17 protein-coding genes are annotated in these 18693 nt (G+C 71.1%); 8 read left to right on the top strand and 9 right to left on the bottom strand.

Annotated elements, in window-relative coordinates; translation table 11 throughout:
• The first annotated feature begins 133 nt into the window (after positions 1-133).
• On the top strand, positions 134-406 hold the full coding sequence (locus tag QSK22_RS33795) for a methyltransferase domain-containing protein (RefSeq protein ID WP_352231467.1): 273 nt from the start codon (positions 134-136) through the stop codon (positions 404-406).
• A 317-nt stretch (positions 407-723) separates the two neighbouring features.
• On the opposite strand, the gene QSK22_RS21480 is transcribed toward QSK22_RS33795, so the two are convergent.
• Positions 724-1245, bottom strand: a complete 522-nt coding sequence (locus tag QSK22_RS21480) for a SigE family RNA polymerase sigma factor (RefSeq protein ID WP_285496066.1) — start codon at positions 1243-1245, stop codon at positions 724-726.
• A 344-nt stretch (positions 1246-1589) separates the two neighbouring features.
• On the opposite strand from QSK22_RS21480, the gene QSK22_RS21485 reads away from it, so the two are divergent.
• Both QSK22_RS21485 and QSK22_RS21490 read left to right on the top strand, forming a co-directional pair.
• Positions 1590-2480 carry a hypothetical protein gene (locus QSK22_RS21485; RefSeq protein ID WP_285496067.1) on the top strand — a complete coding sequence of 297 codons (891 nt, stop codon included), beginning with the start codon at positions 1590-1592 and terminating at the stop codon, positions 2478-2480.
• Between the two features lie 3 nt (positions 2481-2483).
• Positions 2484-3374, top strand: a complete 891-nt coding sequence (locus QSK22_RS21490) for a hypothetical protein (RefSeq protein ID WP_285496068.1) — start codon at positions 2484-2486, stop codon at positions 3372-3374.
• A gap of 64 nt (positions 3375-3438) precedes the next feature.
• On the opposite strand, the gene QSK22_RS21495 is transcribed toward QSK22_RS21490, so the two are convergent.
• The 3 genes from QSK22_RS21495 to QSK22_RS21505 form a co-directional block, all read right to left on the bottom strand.
• Positions 3439-4275 (bottom strand): thioesterase family protein, encoded by an 837-nt coding sequence (locus tag QSK22_RS21495; RefSeq protein ID WP_285496069.1) that lies wholly within the window; start codon positions 4273-4275, stop codon positions 3439-3441.
• A gap of 468 nt (positions 4276-4743) precedes the next feature.
• Positions 4744-5946 (bottom strand): DUF8462 domain-containing protein, encoded by a 1203-nt coding sequence (locus QSK22_RS21500; protein ID WP_285496070.1) that lies wholly within the window; start codon positions 5944-5946, stop codon positions 4744-4746.
• 246 nt (positions 5947-6192) lie between these two features.
• On the bottom strand, positions 6193-7203 hold the full coding sequence (locus QSK22_RS21505; RefSeq protein WP_285496071.1) for a pirin family protein: 1011 nt from the start codon (positions 7201-7203) through the stop codon (positions 6193-6195).
• Between the two features lie 149 nt (positions 7204-7352).
• On the opposite strand from QSK22_RS21505, the gene QSK22_RS21510 reads away from it, so the two are divergent.
• A complete protein-coding gene (locus tag QSK22_RS21510) occupies positions 7353-7814 on the top strand; it encodes a MarR family winged helix-turn-helix transcriptional regulator (RefSeq protein ID WP_285496072.1) in 462 nt (153 codons plus the stop codon).
• Between the two features lie 13 nt (positions 7815-7827).
• Here the strand turns inward: QSK22_RS21510 and QSK22_RS21515 are convergent, their stop codons facing one another.
• Positions 7828-8247, bottom strand: a complete 420-nt coding sequence (locus QSK22_RS21515) for a hypothetical protein (protein ID WP_285496073.1) — start codon at positions 8245-8247, stop codon at positions 7828-7830.
• A 183-nt stretch (positions 8248-8430) separates the two neighbouring features.
• Between QSK22_RS21515 and QSK22_RS21520 the strand changes: the two genes are divergently transcribed.
• Positions 8431-9198, top strand: a complete 768-nt coding sequence (locus QSK22_RS21520) for a M15 family metallopeptidase (RefSeq protein ID WP_285496074.1) — start codon at positions 8431-8433, stop codon at positions 9196-9198.
• A 1188-nt stretch (positions 9199-10386) separates the two neighbouring features.
• Here the strand turns inward: QSK22_RS21520 and QSK22_RS21525 are convergent.
• Positions 10387-10704, bottom strand: a complete 318-nt coding sequence (locus QSK22_RS21525; RefSeq protein ID WP_285496075.1) for a hypothetical protein — start codon at positions 10702-10704, stop codon at positions 10387-10389.
• A 209-nt stretch (positions 10705-10913) separates the two neighbouring features.
• Here QSK22_RS21525 and QSK22_RS21530 point away from each other — a divergent pair, with 209 nt between their 5' ends.
• Positions 10914-12203, top strand: a complete 1290-nt coding sequence (locus QSK22_RS21530) for an NsdA family TPR-like regulatory protein (RefSeq protein WP_285496076.1) — start codon at positions 10914-10916, stop codon at positions 12201-12203.
• A gap of 65 nt (positions 12204-12268) precedes the next feature.
• On the opposite strand, the gene QSK22_RS21535 is transcribed toward QSK22_RS21530, so the two are convergent.
• The gene (locus QSK22_RS21535) at positions 12269-13486 is read right to left on the bottom strand and encodes a helix-turn-helix domain-containing protein (protein WP_285496077.1); all 1218 of its coding nucleotides are present in this window, start codon (positions 13484-13486) and stop codon (positions 12269-12271) included.
• 124 nt (positions 13487-13610) lie between these two features.
• On the opposite strand from QSK22_RS21535, the gene QSK22_RS21540 reads away from it, so the two are divergent.
• On the top strand, positions 13611-14852 hold the full coding sequence (locus tag QSK22_RS21540) for an NsdA family TPR-like regulatory protein (protein ID WP_285496078.1): 1242 nt from the start codon (positions 13611-13613) through the stop codon (positions 14850-14852).
• Positions 14853-14874: 22 nt separating this feature from the next.
• Here the strand turns inward: QSK22_RS21540 and QSK22_RS21545 are convergent, their stop codons facing one another.
• Together QSK22_RS21545 and QSK22_RS21550 are read right to left on the bottom strand one after the other, a co-directional pair.
• On the bottom strand, positions 14875-15822 hold the full coding sequence (locus tag QSK22_RS21545; RefSeq protein WP_285496079.1) for a glycoside hydrolase family 113 protein: 948 nt from the start codon (positions 15820-15822) through the stop codon (positions 14875-14877).
• 1 nt (position 15823) lies between these two features.
• Positions 15824-16432 (bottom strand): TetR family transcriptional regulator, encoded by a 609-nt coding sequence (locus tag QSK22_RS21550; protein WP_285496080.1) that lies wholly within the window; start codon positions 16430-16432, stop codon positions 15824-15826.
• Between the two features lie 210 nt (positions 16433-16642).
• On the opposite strand from QSK22_RS21550, the gene QSK22_RS21555 reads away from it, so the two are divergent.
• On the top strand, positions 16643-18685 hold the full coding sequence (locus tag QSK22_RS21555) for a serine/threonine-protein kinase (RefSeq protein WP_285496081.1): 2043 nt from the start codon (positions 16643-16645) through the stop codon (positions 18683-18685).
• Positions 18686-18693: the final 8 nt, after the last annotated feature.

An 18693-nucleotide genomic window follows, 5' to 3' on the forward strand; every position in this document is an offset into this window, starting at 1 on the left:
GGCTCGCCCCAGCCGAGCGCGGCCGGCCGCGCTTGACCGCGACGCGCCCAGCCGTCCCGACGCCCTGCTGGCACACAACGCGGCCCGCCACGTCGGCATCCTCCGCGCCGTCCCCGGGGCGTGCGGCGACGCGATGGACGTCGGCTGCGGCGACGGTCTGCTCGCGCCGAAGCCGACCGGACGGGCCGCCCGCGTCACCGGCATCGACAGCTCACCGGAGATGATCGCCCGCGCCCGCGAACTCGCCGCCGGTCACCCCTCACGTTCGTCCACGGCGACTTCCCGACCGCCCGCCTGCCCGCCGGCGGCTTTGACTTCATCTGCCCGGTGTCCACGGTGCACCACGAAGTTTTCGAGGCGGCCCTGGTGCGCATGCGCGAGCTGCGGCGGCCCGGCGGGACGCTGATAGCGGTGGGTGTGGCCCGCGACGCGACGCCCGCCGACTGGGCGGCGACGCATCGCGGCCGCACCGGTCGTCCGCGTCATCAAGGTGCTGCGCCACGCAGCTGGTCCGGGTCGCCGGGCGACGCCGAGGGGCCGTCGCGCTGCTCCCTGGCGGGGGCGCCAGGGGGGCGAGTTCGTTGCGACTGGTGTTGATGTGAAGGGACTGCCGTTTCTGGTGTGAAAAATGTTGGTCGGGTGTGAAATCGCGCGTATGTGAGTTCTGGGACTTGCGGGGCTTGTGTGAGTTTTCGGAGACGGTGAGGCGAGAGTAAAGATCGTTCAGTAAGGGTGGGAAGGCAGGTCGGGGAACTGGGAGCCGAGGGCGGCGTCGTCGCGGAGTTTCGCCATGGCGCGGGAAACGGTGCTCTTGACCGTGCCGACGCTGACACCGAGGACTTCGGCGATCTCGGTTTCGGGCATGTCCTCGTAGTACCGGAGCATGACCGCGAGGCGCTGGCGCTCGGGCAGGCGGTCCAGGGCGCGGCCGAGGGCGTCGTGCAGCTCGCTGCGGCGGGTGTGGTCGTCGACGGGCTGGTCGGGCAGCTCGTCGGTGGGGTAGATCTCCAGCTTCCGGCGCCGCCACCAGGAGATCTGCGTGTTGACCATGGCGCGGCGGACGTAGCCGTCGACGGCGGCCGGGTGGTTGATGCGGTCCCAGGCCAGATAGGTCTTGGCCAGCGCGGCCTGCAGCAGGTCCTCGGCCTCGGCGCGGTCGCCGGTCAGCTGCATGGCCATGCGCAGCAGAACGGTGCCGCGGGACGCGACGTACTCGCGGAACTCCTCGTGCCGCGTTGCGTTCACATCACCACCGAACCAGGGGTTGGAGGGCGTCGGCCGAGCCGTACCATTGAGGGATCTTGAACGGGCAAGCTCCCGGCCCTCTCGACCATCGCACGAAGATCGTAATTTCGGTCCAACAAAAAACATATATTCGGGTCAACCTGGTGTGCGATTCTCCTCTTCGGGGTGAGATATCTCAACCCCTCAGCTGACTTGTCCCGACAAATCCGCCGACAGTTGGATGGCGGTGCGTGAACCTTGAGTCGCTGTTCCGTACGACCAGGCCGTCGCAACCGAGATCGATGTCGGAGGGTCGCATGCCGTCCCACCCCTGTGCCGCCAGGCGTCGTCGTCACCGGGAGGCCGTGCTCGGGCCGTCCCGGCCCGGCGCGGTGTCCGGCGGCCTGCCGGTGCGCGCCGTGGCCGGGACGATCCTCGACGCCAGCCCGCACCTGCTCGTCCTGGCCGGTGACAGGGGCGAGGTGCGGGTGCCGATGACGCAGGCGACCGAGGTGTGGCACGGCGGGCCCGGGGGGCCGGACGCGCTGCGGCCGGGACGCCGCGCGATCGTCCGCACCGCCGACGGCCGCGGCGCCGACCGGGTCTGGGTGGACATCGTCCGGGTGGCGGGCACGGTCGTGGCGTGCGGCCGGGACGCCGTGGAGGTGGACATGGGGCCCCATCGGGGACGGGTCCACGTGGCCGTCCCGCCGAACGTGCTCGGCCGGGTGCTGGTGCGCCATCCCCGGCTGGAACCCGGCTATCTGATCGACGTCATCTGCGTCGCGTCCCCGGACGGCCCCCGGGCGGCGCATCCGGGCACCGCGCAGCCCGGCTACCGCGCCGACCACCCCCCGGCGGCCGACCCGTCGGCGCCCGTGCCGGAGGAGGTGCACGGGACGGCGACCTGGTTCGGCACCGGGGACGCGGGCCTGGCCTATCCCGCCGTGGATCCGGAGGGCAACGCGGGCGGTTGCCACGAGACGCCGAGCACCTGCGTGCCGCTTCCGTACGTGTCCTTGGGCAGCGAACTGACCGTCCGCAACGACTGCACCGGGCGTGCCGTGTCCATCCCGGTGACCGAGTGCGGGTGCGTGGCGGCCCGCTTCTGCGACCGGTGCGTGCAGTGCGGCACGTCGCCGCGGGGACGGGTCGTCGAGCTGGCGCCGGTCGCGTTCGCCGGTCTCGGCGGGGACCTGGCCGTCGGCTGCTTCAACGTGACCGTCGGCGGGGCCGTGCCCGGCCTGGGGGGTTGAGCCGTGCTGCACGTCGTCCAGTGCACACAGGTACTGGTGCTCGCGTTCGTCCTGCTGGCGGCGAGCCTGGCGAAACTGACCGTGCCGCGGGCGGTGCCCGCGGCGCCCCACGGCGTGCGCGACGTCCCGACGGCCGATGACGCGCATGGTGTTCCGGCGGCCGACGAGGTGTACGGGGTCGCGGCGCCCGACCGGCGGTCACCGCTGCTCGACCGCCGGGTCACCCTCGGACTCGGGGTCTTCGAGGGCTGCCTGGGGCTGGCCATGATGGTGTCGGCGCACGTGTCGGTCCGGCTGGCGGTGACGGTGATGTTCGCCGCCGCCACCTGGGTGGTCGGTGAGCTGCGCAGACAGGGCACCGGCACGGGCTGCGGCTGCTTCGGCGAGCTGAGCCGCGGGCCCGTCGGGCGGCGCGGCGTCCTGCGGACGGGCCTGTGCACGCTGGCCGCGGTCGTCGCCCTGGGCGCCCCGCACTCGGGGACGGACGTGCTGCGGCAGGGGCACGCGCTGGTCGGCCTCATCTTCGTGGCCGAGCTGGCGCTGTTCGCGGCGCTGTCGCCGGAGCTGCCGGCGCTGCTGGAGCGGCTGGGCCTGCGTCCCCGCGCGGCCGCGCCGTGCGAGCGCCGCCGAAGCCCGCTCGCCGAGACCTACCAGGCGCTGCACGCGAGCGAGGCCTGGCTGAGCCGGGAGAACGTAATCGTCAGCACGGCGCCGCTGGACGTCTGGCGGGAGGGCTGCTGGCGGTTCCTGGTGTTCCCGGCGCGGGTGGACGGCCGGGACATGGAGATCGTGTTCGCCGTCTCCACGGCCGCGCGGCACCGGACCGTCCGGTACGCCGTCGTGGAGGCCGAGCCGTCGGAGGCGCCGGGCGTCGCCGCCGCCCGTTCCCGCTGACGGTCTGGTGTTCTCTAGCCGCCTCTACCCCTTCCGCTAGAGGCGGCTAGAGACGTGCAGAGGGTCAGGACGGCATGCGGACCGCGGCCAGCTGGGAGCCCTGGGCGACGAGGCGGTCCTTGCTGTCCCAGACGTGGACGGTCTCGTCCATGCGGCCGCCGCCGACGTCGGTCGCCTGCATCCGCACCCGGACGGGCCCCGGGGCGGGCAGGCGCCGGATGTAGGCGGTGAGCTGGATGGTCGGCGCCCGCCCCGGCAGCGCCAGGTCGAAGGAGGCGGGCGGCACCATGTCCAGCGCGACCAGCAGGCTGCACGGATCCCAGTCGGTGCCGTCGGCCAGCCGCTGCCAGCCCTGGACGAGCCCGCGCCGGGACGGCTCCCCCGCCGCGAACCCCAGAACGCCGGGATCGATGTGCTCCTCGACGACCTCCATCAGCGGCACCGGGAAGCCGCCCCCCGGCGGCTCCTTCCCCACCAGGACGCAGTCCTGCCGGTCGGGCAGCTCCGCAGGCGGCTCGGCCGACCACCACGGGTCGGCGTCCCCCAGCCGTTCCTGGCAGATCAGCGCATCGACCATCGGACGGCCGTCCTGCGACATCCGCGCATGCAGCTGCGACACGCTGCGTCCCTCGCGCAGCACGTCGACGGAGATCACCACCGGCCCCGGCTTGGGGGCCCGCAGGAAGGTCGCGCTGACGGCGACCGGGTGCGGATGCGCGGGGGAGGCCGTGCGGGCGGCGGCCCGGGCCATGACCGCCAGGACGTATCCGCCGTGCAGCTTGTCGCCGACGCTCCACTGCGCGTCCAGGTCGGCATCGAACTCCGCACGCCGCTCCCCGGTCTCGGCGTCGCTCCCCTCGTTGCGCGGTCTGACCTCCGCGGCGCGGCTGAACTCCTTCACTCGGCGCTCCGTTCGCTCGTTCGACACGGCGTGCGCCCGCCGGCCGGACGCCCCGCAGTCCCCGATGACCTACCACATATTAGAAGTTCGTTCTAATGATTGCTCTCTAATTGAGCGCGGGTCAACCCCAGCGTTCTCTAACGCTTTCTAGGCGAGGACGTAGAGACGCCTAGACATTCCCAACCGGTGCGGCGGCTTCGGCTTCTAGCCGACGTGTGACGCTGACGGGCCGCCGCGCACGGGGCGCCCGTCCCGTGTTGGCTGCGCCTACCGTTCTCTAGGGCTTTCTGGAATGAGCGCTAGAAAGGCCTAGAGAAGCGTAGGCGCACACGCGCGCCGTCCTGGCAACGGCTCCGGAACGCCGCACGCCGGCGACCGGCTGTGATCCACGGTGGGCCGTGGCCGCGAGGCGCCCCGACCCGGTGCGATGACCGCTCCGCCGGTTCGGGCGGGCTCGGGCGGTGCCGGTCAGGTGGGCTGAGCCCGCAGGAACCGGCCGAAGTGCGGGACGGTGAAGGCGACCAGGCCGCGTTCGGCGCTGTAGATGAGCCCCTTTTTGATCAGGCCGTCGCGGGCCGGGGACAGGCTGGAGGGCTTGCGGCCCAGCTCCTCGGCGACCGCCGAGGTCGCGACCGGGCTGTCGCCCTCGTCGCCGAGCATGGCCATGGCCCGCATGTAGTCGCGTTCGGCCGGGGTCGCCCGCTCGTACCGGCTGCCGAAGAAGCCGACCGCCAGTTCGCTCTCCGCCTCCGGTGCGGCGACCCGCACGTCCTCGGCGGTGATGGGGCTGTCGGGCGCCACGTCCCAGGCCACCTTGGCATACGCCTGGACGAAGTAGGGGTAGCCGTCGGCCGCCTGGTAGAGGGCGTCCAGCGCGTCGGGGGTGAAGGTGACGTTCTCGCGTTCGGCCGGGGCGAGCAGCGCGATGTCGGCGGACTCGCGGTCGAGCCGGTCGATGCGCGAGTAGCGGAACAGCCGTTCGGAGTAGGACTTGCTGGCCGACAGCACGGCGGGCAGATGCGGCAGGCCCGCGCCGACGACGATCAGCGGCCCGCCGATCTGGGACAGCTCGTGGCAGGCGGCGCACAGCGCGGACACGTCGTCGCCGGGGACGTCCTGCATCTCGTCCACGAACAGCGCGATGCCGACGCCGACGTCGGTGGCGACCGAGGCCGCGTCGACGAACAGCTCGGTCAGGTCGATCTCCAGGTCGCCGGAGTCGGCGCGGCCGCGCACGGCGGGCACGTCGATGCCCGGCTGCCAGCGGTGCGCCCGCGCCCGGCTCCGGCCGGACGGCTCCTCGCCCGCCTGCGCGAACGCCTTCAGCACGCCGAGGAACCGCTCGATGCGGTCGGGCGCGCGGTGCCGGGGGGCCAGCTCGCGCACCGCCATGTGCAGGGCGGAGGCGACGGGCCGGCGGATCGACTGCTCCGGCCGGGCCTCGATCTTGCCGGTGCCCCACAGCCGCTGGATCGCCATCGAGCGGAACGCGTTGAGCAGCACGGTCTTGCCGACCCCGCGCAGCCCAGTGATGATCATGCTGCGTTCGGGGCGGCCGCGGGCGACCCGTTCCAGCACGACCTCGAACTGCTGCAGCTCGCGGTCGCGTCCGGCCAGCTCGGGCGGACGCTGCCCGGCGCCCGGGGCGTAGGGATTGCGCACGGGATCCACGCTCTCGGACTCTATGAGCCGATATAGCTGCGGCCGTAGATTTGCATAGAAACCGCTGCGGCGTGTCGCGTGCGCCCCGCGACGCACCGCCGGGCGGCGCGTCGCGGGATGCGCGGTCACCGTCGCCACCATGCCGCCTCCCAGGCGAGGGCGTACGAACGAAGGCATCGAACTTCTGTTCGACTATTCGAACACAGTAGCGCATCCCCGCGTCGTCCGTCAGCCGCTCCGGGCGATCCGCATCCGTCAGGTCAGGGACGTGTCCGCGGCCGACCGGTGCGGGACCCTCTCGGCGGGGACGGTGCCCATCCGGCCCGCCTGGAAGTCCTCGAACGCCTGAATGAGCTCCTCGCGGGTGTTCATCACGAACGGCCCGTACCGGGCGACGGGCTCGCGGATCGGCAGCCCGCCCAGCACGAGGATCTCCCAGCCGCTCCCCGCCGCCACGGGCTGCCGGTCGGCCGCCCGCACGACCAGGCCGTCCTGCTCGCCCACCTGGTGGGAGCCTCCGAAGACGGCCAGCCGGCCCTCGTCCAGCGCGATCTCCTCGACGCCGACGGTGCCGCGCCCGGACAGCACGTACACCAGGGCGTTGAACTCGCGCGGCCACGGCAGCGCCAGCCGCGCGCCCGGCGCGACCGTCGCGTGCAGGAAGTTGATCGGCGTGTAGGTGACACCCGGCCCCTGGTGCTCCCCGAGCGACCCGGCGATCACCCGGACGAGCGAGGAGCCGTCGTCGGCGGCCAGCAGCGTGACGTCGCGCGCCTCGATGTCCTGGTAGCGGGGCGGAACCCACTTCTGCGCACGGGGCAGGTTCACCCACAGCTGGACGCCGTGGAACAGCCCGCCCTTGGCCACCAGTTCCGGCGGCGGCTGCTCGATGTGCTGGATCCCGGCGCCGGCGGTCATCCACTGGGTGGCGCCGTCGGAGATCAGGCCGCCGCCTCCGGTGGTGTCCTGGTGCTGGAACGCCCCGTCCATGATGTAGGTGACGGTCTCGAAGCCGCGATGCGGGTGCCAGGGCGTGCCCTTCGCCTCTCCCGGGGCGTACTCGACGGCGCCCATGTGGTCGAGCAGCAGGAACGGGTCGGCCAGGGACAGGTCCATGCCGGGGAACGGGCGCCGGACCTCGAAGCCCTCGCCCTCCAGGTGGCGCTGGGCGGTGACGACCTTGGCGACGCGGCGCCAGCCGGTGTCGGCCTCGGGCAGGCGCGGCAGCCGGGGCAGGGTCAGCGGGTCCGCGGTGACGGCTGGCATCGGTACTCCTTGAAAGGTGGTGGGCCCGCTCCGGATGAGCGGGCGCCGTCGCACGGGTGCAACGTGGTTGAAAGATAAACTATTTCCGCGCCGCGCGGGTCCCCCGGAGAAGTTAGTTGAATGTTAAACGAGGCCCTATACTGTCACCCATGGACGAACCACGGTGGCTCGATGCCGCACAACAACGCGACTGGCGGGCCTACGTGGACGGCAGCATCCGGCTGAACGAGATCATGGACCGCGACCTGAAGTCCAAGCACGGACTGTCGCTGCCAGAGTACGAGATCCTCGTCCGGCTGTCAGAGGCTCCCGAACGGCGGTTGCGGATGGCCGAACTCGCCGAGCACGCCAGCCAGTCCCGCAGCCGCCTGTCGCACACCTGCTCCCGGCTGGAGTCCAAGGGACTCGTCGTGCGCGGCAGCTGCCCCAATGACAAGCGGGGCGTCTACGCCCACCTCACCGACGAGGGCTTCGCCGTGCTGGAACGGGCCGCCCGCGACCACGTCAGGACGGTCCGCGCCTTCTTCGTCGACGTGATCGACCCCGACGACCTGGCGGCGATCGGCCGGGCGTTCACCTCGGTCGTCAAGCGCATCGCCGAGGAGAACTGACGCCTTACCGGGGTCACGGCGTCAGACCGGTGAGGAACCCGACCGACACCAGGGTCAGGAACACCCACGCCAGCATCATCCCGATGCCGAACAGCCGCCCCGCCCCGCCGACCTTCCACACCAGCAGGCCGCCCAGCCCGAACGCCAGCACCAGCAGAGTGATCATCTGCGGCAGCAGGCTCGGCCTGCGGCTGGCCATCAGCGGCGCGTACATCATCACCAGGTCGACGAACACGAACGTCAGGAACCCCGCGAGCGTCGCGCCGACGTCGCGCCGCGTCAGCCCTCGCGCCCACTCCCAGGGCGGACGCGCACGCACGCGGATGCGCGGCCCGTCTTCCGGCCGGTCCACCTCCACCGTGGACGCCACGGCGAAGATCTCGTCTTCCAGGCTCGGGCGGCTCGGGCGGCCGTCCTCGTCAGAATCCGCCATGCCGGCTCCCTGTCCCCGGCGGGGGTGTGGTCGAAACGGATGCGCGTGACCGCCCCCCGTCCCCGCAACGACAGCCACGCGCCAAGACGCACGGTAGCGAACCGGCCCGTACCGCTTGAAGGCGGCGCGACGCGTCGCCGCGTCATGCCGAAGACCCGGGCACGGGCATGCGATGCTGCTGTCATGCCAGGTAGATGGACTTCTCGCGGGCTGGCGTTCGTCGCGGCGTTCGCCGCCGCGACCGCGGGCGCAACCGGCTGCGGCCAGGGATCGGACGACTCCGGGGACGGCGGCGCCACGTCCGCCACACCGCCCGTCCCGGCGCCCTCGGCACCCTCGGCGTCCTCCGCCTCGCCGTCCGGCAGCGGGACGCCCTCCGCGCACCCGTTCCGCGCGCAGATCAAGAAGGTCACGGCGGGACAGCTCAAGTACTCGTGGCGCCGCGGCTGCCCGGTGCCGGTGTCGGGCCTGCGGATGATCGAGATGACGTACTGGGGCATGGACGGGCGGCCGCACGACGACGGGCGCCTGGTCGTCAACGCCAAGGCGGCCGACGACCTGGTCACCGTGTTCCGAAAGCTGTACCGGATGAAGTACCCGATCAAGCGCATGGAGCCGGTGGACGTCTACAAGGGCAGCGACTTCGACTCCATCGAGGCCGACAACACCTCGGCGTTCAACTGCCGCGCCGCCACCGGGTCGAGCAGCTGGTCCCAGCACGCCTACGGGCTGGCGGTCGACATCAACCCGTGCGAGAACCCCTACGTCTCCTCCGACGGAACCGTGGCGCACAAGCACTGCGTCAAGTACAAGAACCGCAGCCGCCGCGACCCCGGAGTGATCCACAAGGGCGACAAGGTGGTGAAGGCGTTCGCCTCGATCGGCTGGGGCTGGGGCGGCGTCTGGAGCGGCGCCAAGGACTACCAGCACTTCTCCAGCAACGGCCGGTAGCCCAGGCGGTGCCCCGATCCTCCCTCCCCGAGAGGATCCCGGGCACATTGCACCCGCGCGGCAACGAATACTGCGTCCAGACCAGAACCTACGCACCCAACCGGTGAAACCCGACACCGCATGTCTTCCCGCTGCCGCACCGCCCGCGCAGCCCGGCCGCTGCTTCCAGGATCGCGTCGCGTGGCGGGCGGGTCACACCGCGCCCGGACCCGCCCGCCGTTCGGGGCGGCGGCGCGGCATCGATGACATATCGGCCGGCCGCGCCGCCGCCGTGGTTACCGCACCTCGGGATTTTGTGGACGCACTGTCCCGAGGTGCGGCGTAGATAGGAGGCGACGGCGCCGGGAGACGTGTCCGCCGCGCAGCCACCCCCAGGTCATCACTCCTCGGTCAGACGATCGAAAAAGCGCCGCACCTCCATCGCCCTCCAACCACACAGCTCACCCACTTGCACCCCCGACGACTGCGGCAAGGAACACCACCCCTGACACAAGGCAGCGATGACCGCGCGCCCCGTACACGGCTCCCGATCCGCTGCGCAGCCGCCCCTTGGTCACCAGCACTCGGTCCAGGTGAGGCGGTCGAGAAGACGCCGCAACCACCTTCGACGCCGTTCACCCGCATGCCGTCCGCGCACTGCACGCGCCGCCCGCACCTCCGACGCCGGCGGCGCGGAGTGCCGCCCCTGACGCAAGGGCTGTGACGGACGCGCGGCCCGTGCGCGGCGTCCGGGGTGTTCGCCCCCGACGGCGACCTGCCCGTCTATGGCGTACCGGCGAGCAGCCGGTGTCTGCGGGGGTGGCGACGGCCGCGATGTCCTCGACGCGAGTGACCGAGGTGCTGTCACGCGTGCCTGTGAAGCCCACTGGGGCGACTCATCACCCGGTGGCCGGGGCACCGGAGGTGACACCGAAGAGCGAGGCGCGGACGTGGGAGCCGGACGCACGTCAGCCGTTCTCCCCATCGGCTCCAAGTGCGGGCGGGCTCCCGCTTCACAGAGGCGTTGCCCCAGTTCCGCGGGCGTGTCCGCCTCGATCAGGTGCGCGCCGCCCGACCGGTCGTACACCAGAGCCCACAGGCTGCCGGTGAACGCCCCATGCCAGATCTCCACACCGGGGAACCGGCGCCGCAACGCGTCGAGCACCGGGTCGACGCCCCATGGGCGCACCCCGCCCGCCGACCCGACGGTCATGACAGTCCTTCGGGATGCGCCCGCCCCGACAGGTAGCCGAGGACGAACAACGCCGCGTCGTCCGGAGCATCGGCCGGTGCGATCGCCCCTCGCCACGACGAGTTGAACCAGCGCGCGCCGCCGTCCTGCAGCCGCCGCCCGCAGGTGATCTTGTCCGAGGTGTGCCGTACTTCGGAGCAGCACCCGAGCATGTCCGAGTTCGCGACGTGGAGCCCATCGGCGGCGTAGTCGACCGTCAAGCCGCGCGCGGACAGGCGCACGGCAAGCGCAGCCAGAGCGTTGTACGAGCCGTGTCCGCCCGCACGATCGTTCATGTCGGACCTCCCAGCGTCCAGCGAGGCCCCGGGGATTCCGCTGTAGCCGCAGCGGCCTGGAGCCGTCTACTAATGGCGAACCAATTCGGCCACCGCTAGTGAATCGAGTGCGGACGCCAGAAAACGAGAGGCAGAATGGGGGAGGATCGGGGAGGAGCTCACTTCCTCCCCGATCCTCCCCCGCCCGTCGGCGAGAGGTGCGTCACGACATGTCCGCCGAAAAGAAGATCATTGGTGCGCGACTCCGCGAGGCACGCGAAAGCACCCCGTACTGGACGCGCGGGGAGATGGCGCGGCTCCTGCGCGACAAAGCCACCCCCGAAGAACTGCCGCACATCGCACACGTCAAAGACCTGACCGACATGATCAAACAGTGGGAAGCCGGCAAATGGATCCCACGCCCCCGCTACCGCACGCTCTACTGCCGCCTACTCGGCAAAACCGAGGCCGAACTCTTCGGCACGGACGGTGCGCTCGCTGCGTTGCGGTCGCCCCCAACACCTGGGCCTCCTGCTCACGGCACGGACTCCGATGACGAGTTGGAGGCGCTGGAGCTGGCACGCCGCGTGGCCGCGAGCGACGTCGGAAACGAGACCCTGACGGCGCTGGAAATGACCGTGGACGATCTCGCGTCCGCCTATCCGCGCGCCGCACCGGCCGAGCTGCTGACGCGCATCAGACAGCACATCGGCTACGTCTCCCGGCTCCTCCGCTCACAGATGACGCTGGTTGAGCGCAGGCGCCTCATCGTCGTCGGAGGGTGGCTGTCGCTGCTCGCGGCGACGTGCGATGTGGACCTCGATCGACGCCCGGCCGCCGCCGCGCGCCTGCGGACCGCCGCGCAGCTCGGCGAGCACGCCGAGCACCCGGAGATCATCGCGTGGACGCTGGAGACGCAGGCGTGGCAGGCCCTCACCGATGGCGACTACAAAGCGGCGGTCACGCTGTCGCAGGGGGCACAAGAGATCGCGCCGCGCGGGAGTTCGGCGTTCATCCAGGCGAACGCGCAGGAAGGACGGGCTTGGGCACGGCTCGGTGCCGCCCCTGAGACCCGTGACGCTCTGGCGCGCGTCGAACGGCTCGTCGCGCCCCTGCCGATGCCCGATCGGCCAGAACACCACTACCGGTATGACCCGGCCAAAAGCGACGCCTACATGGCCACCACGCTGTCATGGCTGGGAGATCCCGCGGCCGAGCACTACGCGCGCGGTGTTCTGGCCCGTCTGGAGCAGCCGTCCGCAGCCCCGGCCCGCCCCCGGCGCGCAGCATCCGCGCGGCTCGACCTGGCGCTCGCCCTGCTGGCCACCGACCAGGCCGACGAAGCAGCGCACCTGACGCTGGAAGCCATCACCAGCGGCCGCCTGGTGCCATCCAGCCATTGGCGCGCAGCCGAAGTGATCAATGCACTGGAAGCACGGGGCGTCCCCCAAGCGGCCGACCTCCGAGAGGCCTTCCGCGAACTCCGCACACCCGCCGCTCACAAGATCGACGGCCCCTGAGTAGCCCTTCGTCGCACGCCAGAGCCGTGCGGTCCCCGCATCCGGGGCTGCCATTGAAACAATCGTCAGCGCAAATTCATGCGCCAAGCCAAACCGCGCAGGTCACGCCCGGCTGCACGGTCGTAAAGATCGGCGACGAGATCCCGAACCATGGGGTTCTTGTGCACGGCGACAGCCGACAGTTTTTCGGCATGACGGATTTGTCGGACAGCGCTCTCATTATGGCCGAGCATAGCGAGCGCCCGAGCTTGTTCGATCGCCAGGGCGGCCTTCCGGCTGCGCCGAGGCAATGCGTTCACTTCGACATCCGCAGCGGCCTTCAGCGCCGCTTCAGGGCGCTCGGCTTCCACCGCCAGCATGGTTCGCCACACACCGACATTCGCCGGTCCGAAGCTCTGCCACCCTTCTCCGGGGGAGTCGTCGGGCTGCTCCCCAAGGCGATCGGCGACCCGCTCGGCCTCGGCCAGCCTTTCGGACGCCCCATCGGCATCGTCCTGGAGCTGGCGCGCGAGGGCCGCGAACAACAGCAGCATCCCGTAGACCTCGTGGCCGGTCCTGCTGTCGCCGATCACCTGCTCAATGGTGCCTGCGATCCGTTCGGCCTCGCGCAAGGGACGAGACATTCCGGCGGACGGCCGCGCCGACGCCTGCGCCACCGCCGCCGCCCCGAGCATCACCGGATCATCAAGGAGCCGGGCCGCCTTCTCCGCACGGTCGGCCGCGATCCACGCCAGGTCCACCTGTCCGAGGTGACGCAGCACGTTGACCGCCGACGTGCACAGGTCGACCAGCAGGCGAAGGGCCGTGCGGCGTTCGCGCTCGTCTCCCTGGACAGCGTGAACATGCAGTTCTTCCAGAACACCGGGCAGCAGGGTGGACAGGCGCGCGTCATCGGCCGCCCGGCGCTTCTCACGGATGTCCCCGTTCACCAGCTCAACGAGCGCCGACAGGGGGCGTACGGGGATGTCGGGCGGGTTGGTGAGGGACGAGTCGAACAATGCTTCCCGCAGGCGGACGACGTCGCCGTACACACGGTCGCGAGGCCGGATCATGGGAGCAGGTTCGCCCAGCAGATCCGACGCGGAGACCTCAAGAGCCTCGGCGAGCGCTCGGATGTCGGAGCGGCGTTCCAGTCGCGCCTTGCCGTTCTCCACCTTGGAGAGCCAGCCCTTGGACCGGCCGACCAGGCCGGCCAACACCTCAAGGGACATACCGCGGTACTCCCGCGCGTTCCGCACGTTCTCCCCGATGCGCCGCGCACCGTCGTCAACGAGTCGAGCCATGGCCACCCTCGTGGTCGTTCCGCCCCCCACCGTCCACGGTACGCGGGCGCTCGGCCAAGGGAGGATCGGGGAAGAACTCGACTCGACTCCGATCCCTGTCCGTCGGCGAGAGGTGCGTCACGACATGTCCGCCGAAGAGAAGATCATTGGTGCACGACTCCGCGAGGCACGCGAAAGCACCCCGTACTGGACGCGCGGGGAGATGGCGCGGCTCCTGCGCGACAAAGCCACCCCTGAAGAACTGCCGCACATCGCACACGTCAACGACCTGACCGACATGATCAAACAGTGGGAAACCGGCAATTGGATCCCACGCCCCCGCTACCGCGCGCTCTACTGCCGCCTGCTCGGCAAAACCGAGGGCGAGCTGTTCGGCACGAGGGGCGATGCGCCCTTCTCGCTCGATGCGGACCTCGATCTTTTCGCGCAGGGAGATCTGCCCGCTCGCATCGACGCCATCGGTGGTGGGCGAGTGGGTTCGGGGGTCGTCGCTGATCTCTCCGCGCGTGTCCATGCCCTGCGTCTGGCCGATGACGTTCTTGCCGGCGGAGATCTGCTGGCACCCGCTTTCCGGGAGTTGCGCGCCGCCGTGCGTGTGCACGAGGAAGCGACGTACACAGAGGACGTCGGCCGCAAAGTGCTGGCGTTGATCGGGGAGTTCGCGCAGATCGCCGGATGGATCGCCGGTGATGCCGGACAGTATCGGCGGGCCGCCGACACTTACCACCTGGGCATTGACGCGGCCCGCGAGGCAGGTGACGGCACGCTTGCCTCGTACCTGATCGGGTCTTTGGCCTACCAGACCTCCTATATCGGAGGCGCCGGGGAGGCCCTTGCGCTCGCGTACGAGGCGTTGGACGCCGCCGGCCCGGACGCCGCCCCACGGGCACGCGCCTTGGCCTGGGATCGCGTCGCCTGGGCGGCCGCCCGCGCGCAGGACGCACAGACCGCAACGCGGGCACTCGGCGAGGCCCGCGCGGCATTCGGCGAAGGCGGAACTGCGGAAGGCGATCCCGCTTACCTCTACTGGCTGGACGCCGGTGAGCTTCAGATCATGGAGGCGCGGGCGTACACGGAACTTCGCCGCCCGCTGCGCGCCGTGCCGCTGCTGGTCGATGTGCTCGGCCGATACGACACGACCCATACGCGAGAACTCGCGCTGTACCTGTCGTGGCTGGCGGTCGCCCTGGCGGATGCGAACGAGCCGGAGCAGGCCGCCGCCACGGCCTCTCGCATGCGGGAGCTGTCCGCCGACGTCGCGAGCGAGCGGACCGCCGAACGGGCCAACGTGGTCCTCAACCGGCTCAAACCCTTCGCGGACGTACCGGCCGTCCGAGCACTCCTGAACAACGCACAGGACGCCTGAAACCACACCAGCGGCCGGAGTGTCACTGCCGGTTGGGGCGTTGGTATCTGGCGCTCATGGTGTGGAAGACCTTCTTCGGTTCCCAGTGGGTCTCGTCGAGCATGCGGACGACGCCGTAGGACGCGATGTCGCGGTCGCCCGCCTTGTCGAAGTTGGCGAAGGAGAACCACAGCGCGGTGTCCACGCCTTCCTTCTCGAAGATGTCGAGCAGTTCGTTGAGGTAGCGCACCTGCTCCTCCTCGTCCGCAATCGCGCCCGACGTCGGCTGCCAGGCCATGCCGCCCAGGTCGCCCGCGCCTTGGTAGGCGCACGTGCCGTACTCGGTGATGGCGACGGGCTTGCCGTGGGAGAAGAACTCGCGCAGGTGGGTGCGGAACGTGTCGGCGTTCTGCGCGGTCCGGTAGGCGTCGACGGCCACCAAGTCGAACGGCTCCCAGTCGACGGGTTCCCAGGGGCCGGAGGCATAGGTGATGCTCCCTCCGAAGTGGGCGCGCACCGTCGCCGCGGCCTGGGCGAGGAAGGCATTGAGGCGCTCTATCACCGGCCCGAGGGACGTCCACCACTGCACGTCGGCGGTGGCCATGGCGCGAAGACGGTCGAGATAGGTGTCGCCGGGGAGGAAGCCACGGGTGAAGGCGCTCAGTTCGCAGCCGGTGACGAGCACCACCTCCGCGCCGTCTTGCCGCAGGGCCTCGGCACGTCGCGCGCAATCGGCGAAGAACGGCAGGATCTCCTGAGGGTGCAGATCGACGGGGAACGGGGAGAACCACACCTCCAAGCCGGCGTCGGCCGCGTGCCGGGCGGCGATGTGCAGCCGCTCGGCGTCGCCGCCGGAGATGCGCACGGCGTCGCAGTGCAGGTCTCCGGCGATCGCGGCCATGTCGCGCCGGACCTGCTCGGGGTCGAAGGTCTTCCGGCTGACGAGTCCGGGGAAGAGCCCGGTGTCGTAGTTGATGCCCCGCGCACGCATGTCAGCGCCCCTCCACGTATTCGAGTCCGTGTTGCAGCAGGTCGAATGCCAACTCGACGTCCTGGCGCAGGGCGCGGGCGACGTCCTCGGCGGACGCCCCGCTCAGCAGACGCTGGAAGTACGTCTCCTGGAGGGCGAGCAGGGACGCGGCGACCTGGGCCGCCATGAGCGCGGCCGCCGTGGGGCCGTACTCGTCCGCCAGGACCTGCGCCAACGCCTGGCGCTGCTGGTAGAGCAGGGCGTTCGCCGCGTTCTGGAGCGCCGGGCTGCTCTGGATGACGCGCACCCGGGCGAGCAGCGCGTCGAGGTCCGCCTCCGGTGGCTGCGCGGCGGCGAACGCGCGGTAGTGCGCTCGCAGCGCCTCCAGGAACGTCTGGCCGGGCGGCCGCCGGGCGACGATCTCGGCCAGCGGGTCGCCGCCCACGCCGTGGAGGGCGAGCGACTCCTTGGTCGGGAAGTACGCGAAGAGCGTCGCCTTGGCCACCTCGGCGGCCTCGGCGATCTCGTTGACGGTCACCGCGTCGAAACCGCGCTCGGTGAACAGCCGCAGCGCCACCTCGGCGATCCGTCGCCTGGTCTGCTCCTTCTTGCGCTCGCGAAGCCCCGCCACGGCAATAACCATACTCGGTTCAATAACGAACTCGGTATGGATACGGCGCCGTTCGTCTCCTGCGCCGGACGGTGCCTCCGACCGTTCGACGACCGCTGATTCGTCGCCGCACAACGTGCCTTCGCGAACAAGACGGGGGCGCAGCGGCGTCTGTCTTCCCGGACAATCATTGGAACCCGGTCACGGACGTGGCGGGGAGAGGGGCGGCGTATGGAGGCTCTGCGGGCCGGTGATCCCAGGCGCATCGGCGGCCACCGGCTGCTGGGCAGGCTCGGCGCCGGCGGGATGGGGCAGGTGTTCCTGGGGCGGTCGCCCGGCGGGACGCTGGTGGCGGTCAAGCTCGTGCACGCGCACCTGGCCGAGGACCCCGACTTCCGCGCGCGGTTCCGGCGCGAGGTCGGCGCCGCGCGGGCCGTCAGCGGCGCCTTCACCGCGCCCGTCGTCGACGCCGATCCCGACGCCGACCCGCCGTGGCTGGCCACCGCGTACCTGCCGGGAGTCCCGCTGGACCGGGCGGTGCCGCTGCCGGTGCCGGCCGTGTTCGCGCTGGGTGCGGGGCTCGCCGAGGCGCTGGTGTCGATCCACCGCGCCGGGGTCGTGCACCGCGACCTCAAGCCGTCCAACGTCATCCTGGGGCTGGACGGCCCGCGGGTGATCGACTTCGGTATCGCCCATGCGGCCGACGCCGCCGTCGTCACCCGGACGGGTTTCGCCGTTGGGTCGCCCGGCTTCATCGCCCCGGAGCAGGCCCGAGGCGGGGTGACGGGCCCTGCCGCCGACGTGTTCTCGCTGGGTGCGGTCCTGGTCTTCGCCGCGACGGGCGTCGGACCCTACGGGCAGGGGCCGCCCCATGTGCTGATCTACCGGGTGGTGCACGAACGGCCGCGGCTGGACGGCGTCCCCGACCCGGCGCTGCGGGCCGTCGTCGAAGCCTGCCTGGAGCAGGATCCGGCCCGGCGCCCCACTCCGGCGCGGCTGCTGGAGATGCTCGCCCGGCATGTGCCGCAGAGCACCGACCTGCACGGCGTCGGCTGGCTGCCCGGCACGGTGGCGCAGCGCATCGCCCAGGCCGGCTCGAACATCCCCGACGTGCCGTCCATGGAAGAGCAGACCGGACCGACCCGGCGGCGGGTCCTGCTGCTCGGCGGGGCCGCCGCGGCCGTGGCGCTCGGCGCCGGGGGAGTCGCCACGGCGCTGGTGCGCTCGTCGCGGGCGAACCCCGGCCCCCGGCCGACGTTGGCTTCGGCCTCGCCTGCCACCGCCGCGTCGCCCGCGCCGATGCGCGACGGCAAAATCCTGTGGAAGCGCTTCACCGGCTCCGACTATCTGAGCATCAGCCCCGTGGTGTCCGGCGGTCGCGTGTTCATCGGCAGCGAGAAGGAGGACCTGCGCGCCTTCGACACCCGGACCGGCAAGCACCTGTGGACCTATTGGACCGGACGGCGCATCAACACCCCCGCCGTCGCCTCGGGTGTCGTTTACGCCCTGGCCCAGGACGGCGTCCTCTACGCCGTCGACGCCAAGACCGGCCGGCTCAAATGGCGGCGGACGGTCGGCAGGAGCTACGCGGACATCATCGTGGCCGACGGACTGGTGTACGCCGGCGACTTCTACGCATTGGACGCCCGGACCGGCTCGGTGCGATGGCAGGGACGCGGGGGCGGCCGATCCCCCGCGATCGCCGACGGCGTCATCTACGTGCCGGGCGAAAAGATCCTGACCGCCTACGACGCCGCAACCGGCCGCACACGTTGGACGTACAGGTCCTCCAAGGGGGTGTGGAGCACCGCGGTCGCGGACGGCCTGGTGTGCTTCGGCGACTTCCAAGGCGAGACGGTCCACGCGGTGGACGCCCGTACCGGCAAACGGCGCTGGACGTACGACGCGGGCAACAGCGTCACGGCCCGTCCCGTGGTGGTGGACGGCGTGGTCTACGTGGGCGACTACGGCGAGAAGTTCTACGCCCTCGACGCCGCCACCGGCACGATGAAGTGGCAGGTTCAAACCGAAGGCCACATACACGACGATCCCGTCCTGGCCGACGGCGTGCTGTACGTCCCGAGCGGCGTGTACTCCGACGGCAGCGTGTACGCGCTGGACGCCGCCACCGGCCGCAAGATCTGGCGGTTCCAGGCCGAGGAGGGCATCGAGTCCAGCCCTGCCATCGCGGACGGAACCGTCTACATCGGCTGCAAGGACGGCTACCTGTACGCTCTCGACGCCCGCGGCGGAACCGGCACAGCGACCGGCTGAGAAACGGA

Origin of the sequence: Actinomadura sp. NBRC 104425 (assembly GCF_030269545.1) — a bacterium.
GTDB classification, from domain to species: domain Bacteria; phylum Actinomycetota; class Actinomycetes; order Streptosporangiales; family Streptosporangiaceae; genus Spirillospora; species Spirillospora keratinilytica.

Coding starts and splice junctions, on each gene's coding strand:
- QSK22_RS33795 (WP_352231467.1), top strand. CDS start 134: ATGGACGTCGGCTGCGGCGACGGTCTGCTCGCGCCGAAGCCGACCGGA.
- QSK22_RS21555 (WP_285496081.1), top strand. CDS start 16,643: ATGGAGGCTCTGCGGGCCGGTGATCCCAGGCGCATCGGCGGCCACCGG.
- QSK22_RS21530 (WP_285496076.1), top strand. CDS start 10,914: ATGTCCGCCGAAAAGAAGATCATTGGTGCGCGACTCCGCGAGGCACGC.
- QSK22_RS21510 (WP_285496072.1), top strand. CDS start 7,353: ATGGACGAACCACGGTGGCTCGATGCCGCACAACAACGCGACTGGCGG.
- QSK22_RS21545 (WP_285496079.1), bottom strand. CDS start 15,822: ATGCGTGCGCGGGGCATCAACTACGACACCGGGCTCTTCCCCGGACTC.
- QSK22_RS21515 (WP_285496073.1), bottom strand. CDS start 8,247: ATGGCGGATTCTGACGAGGACGGCCGCCCGAGCCGCCCGAGCCTGGAA.
- QSK22_RS21540 (WP_285496078.1), top strand. CDS start 13,611: ATGTCCGCCGAAGAGAAGATCATTGGTGCACGACTCCGCGAGGCACGC.
- QSK22_RS21525 (WP_285496075.1), bottom strand. CDS start 10,704: ATGAACGATCGTGCGGGCGGACACGGCTCGTACAACGCTCTGGCTGCG.
- QSK22_RS21505 (WP_285496071.1), bottom strand. CDS start 7,203: ATGCCAGCCGTCACCGCGGACCCGCTGACCCTGCCCCGGCTGCCGCGC.
- QSK22_RS21535 (WP_285496077.1), bottom strand. CDS start 13,486: ATGGCTCGACTCGTTGACGACGGTGCGCGGCGCATCGGGGAGAACGTG.
- QSK22_RS21520 (WP_285496074.1), top strand. CDS start 8,431: ATGCCAGGTAGATGGACTTCTCGCGGGCTGGCGTTCGTCGCGGCGTTC.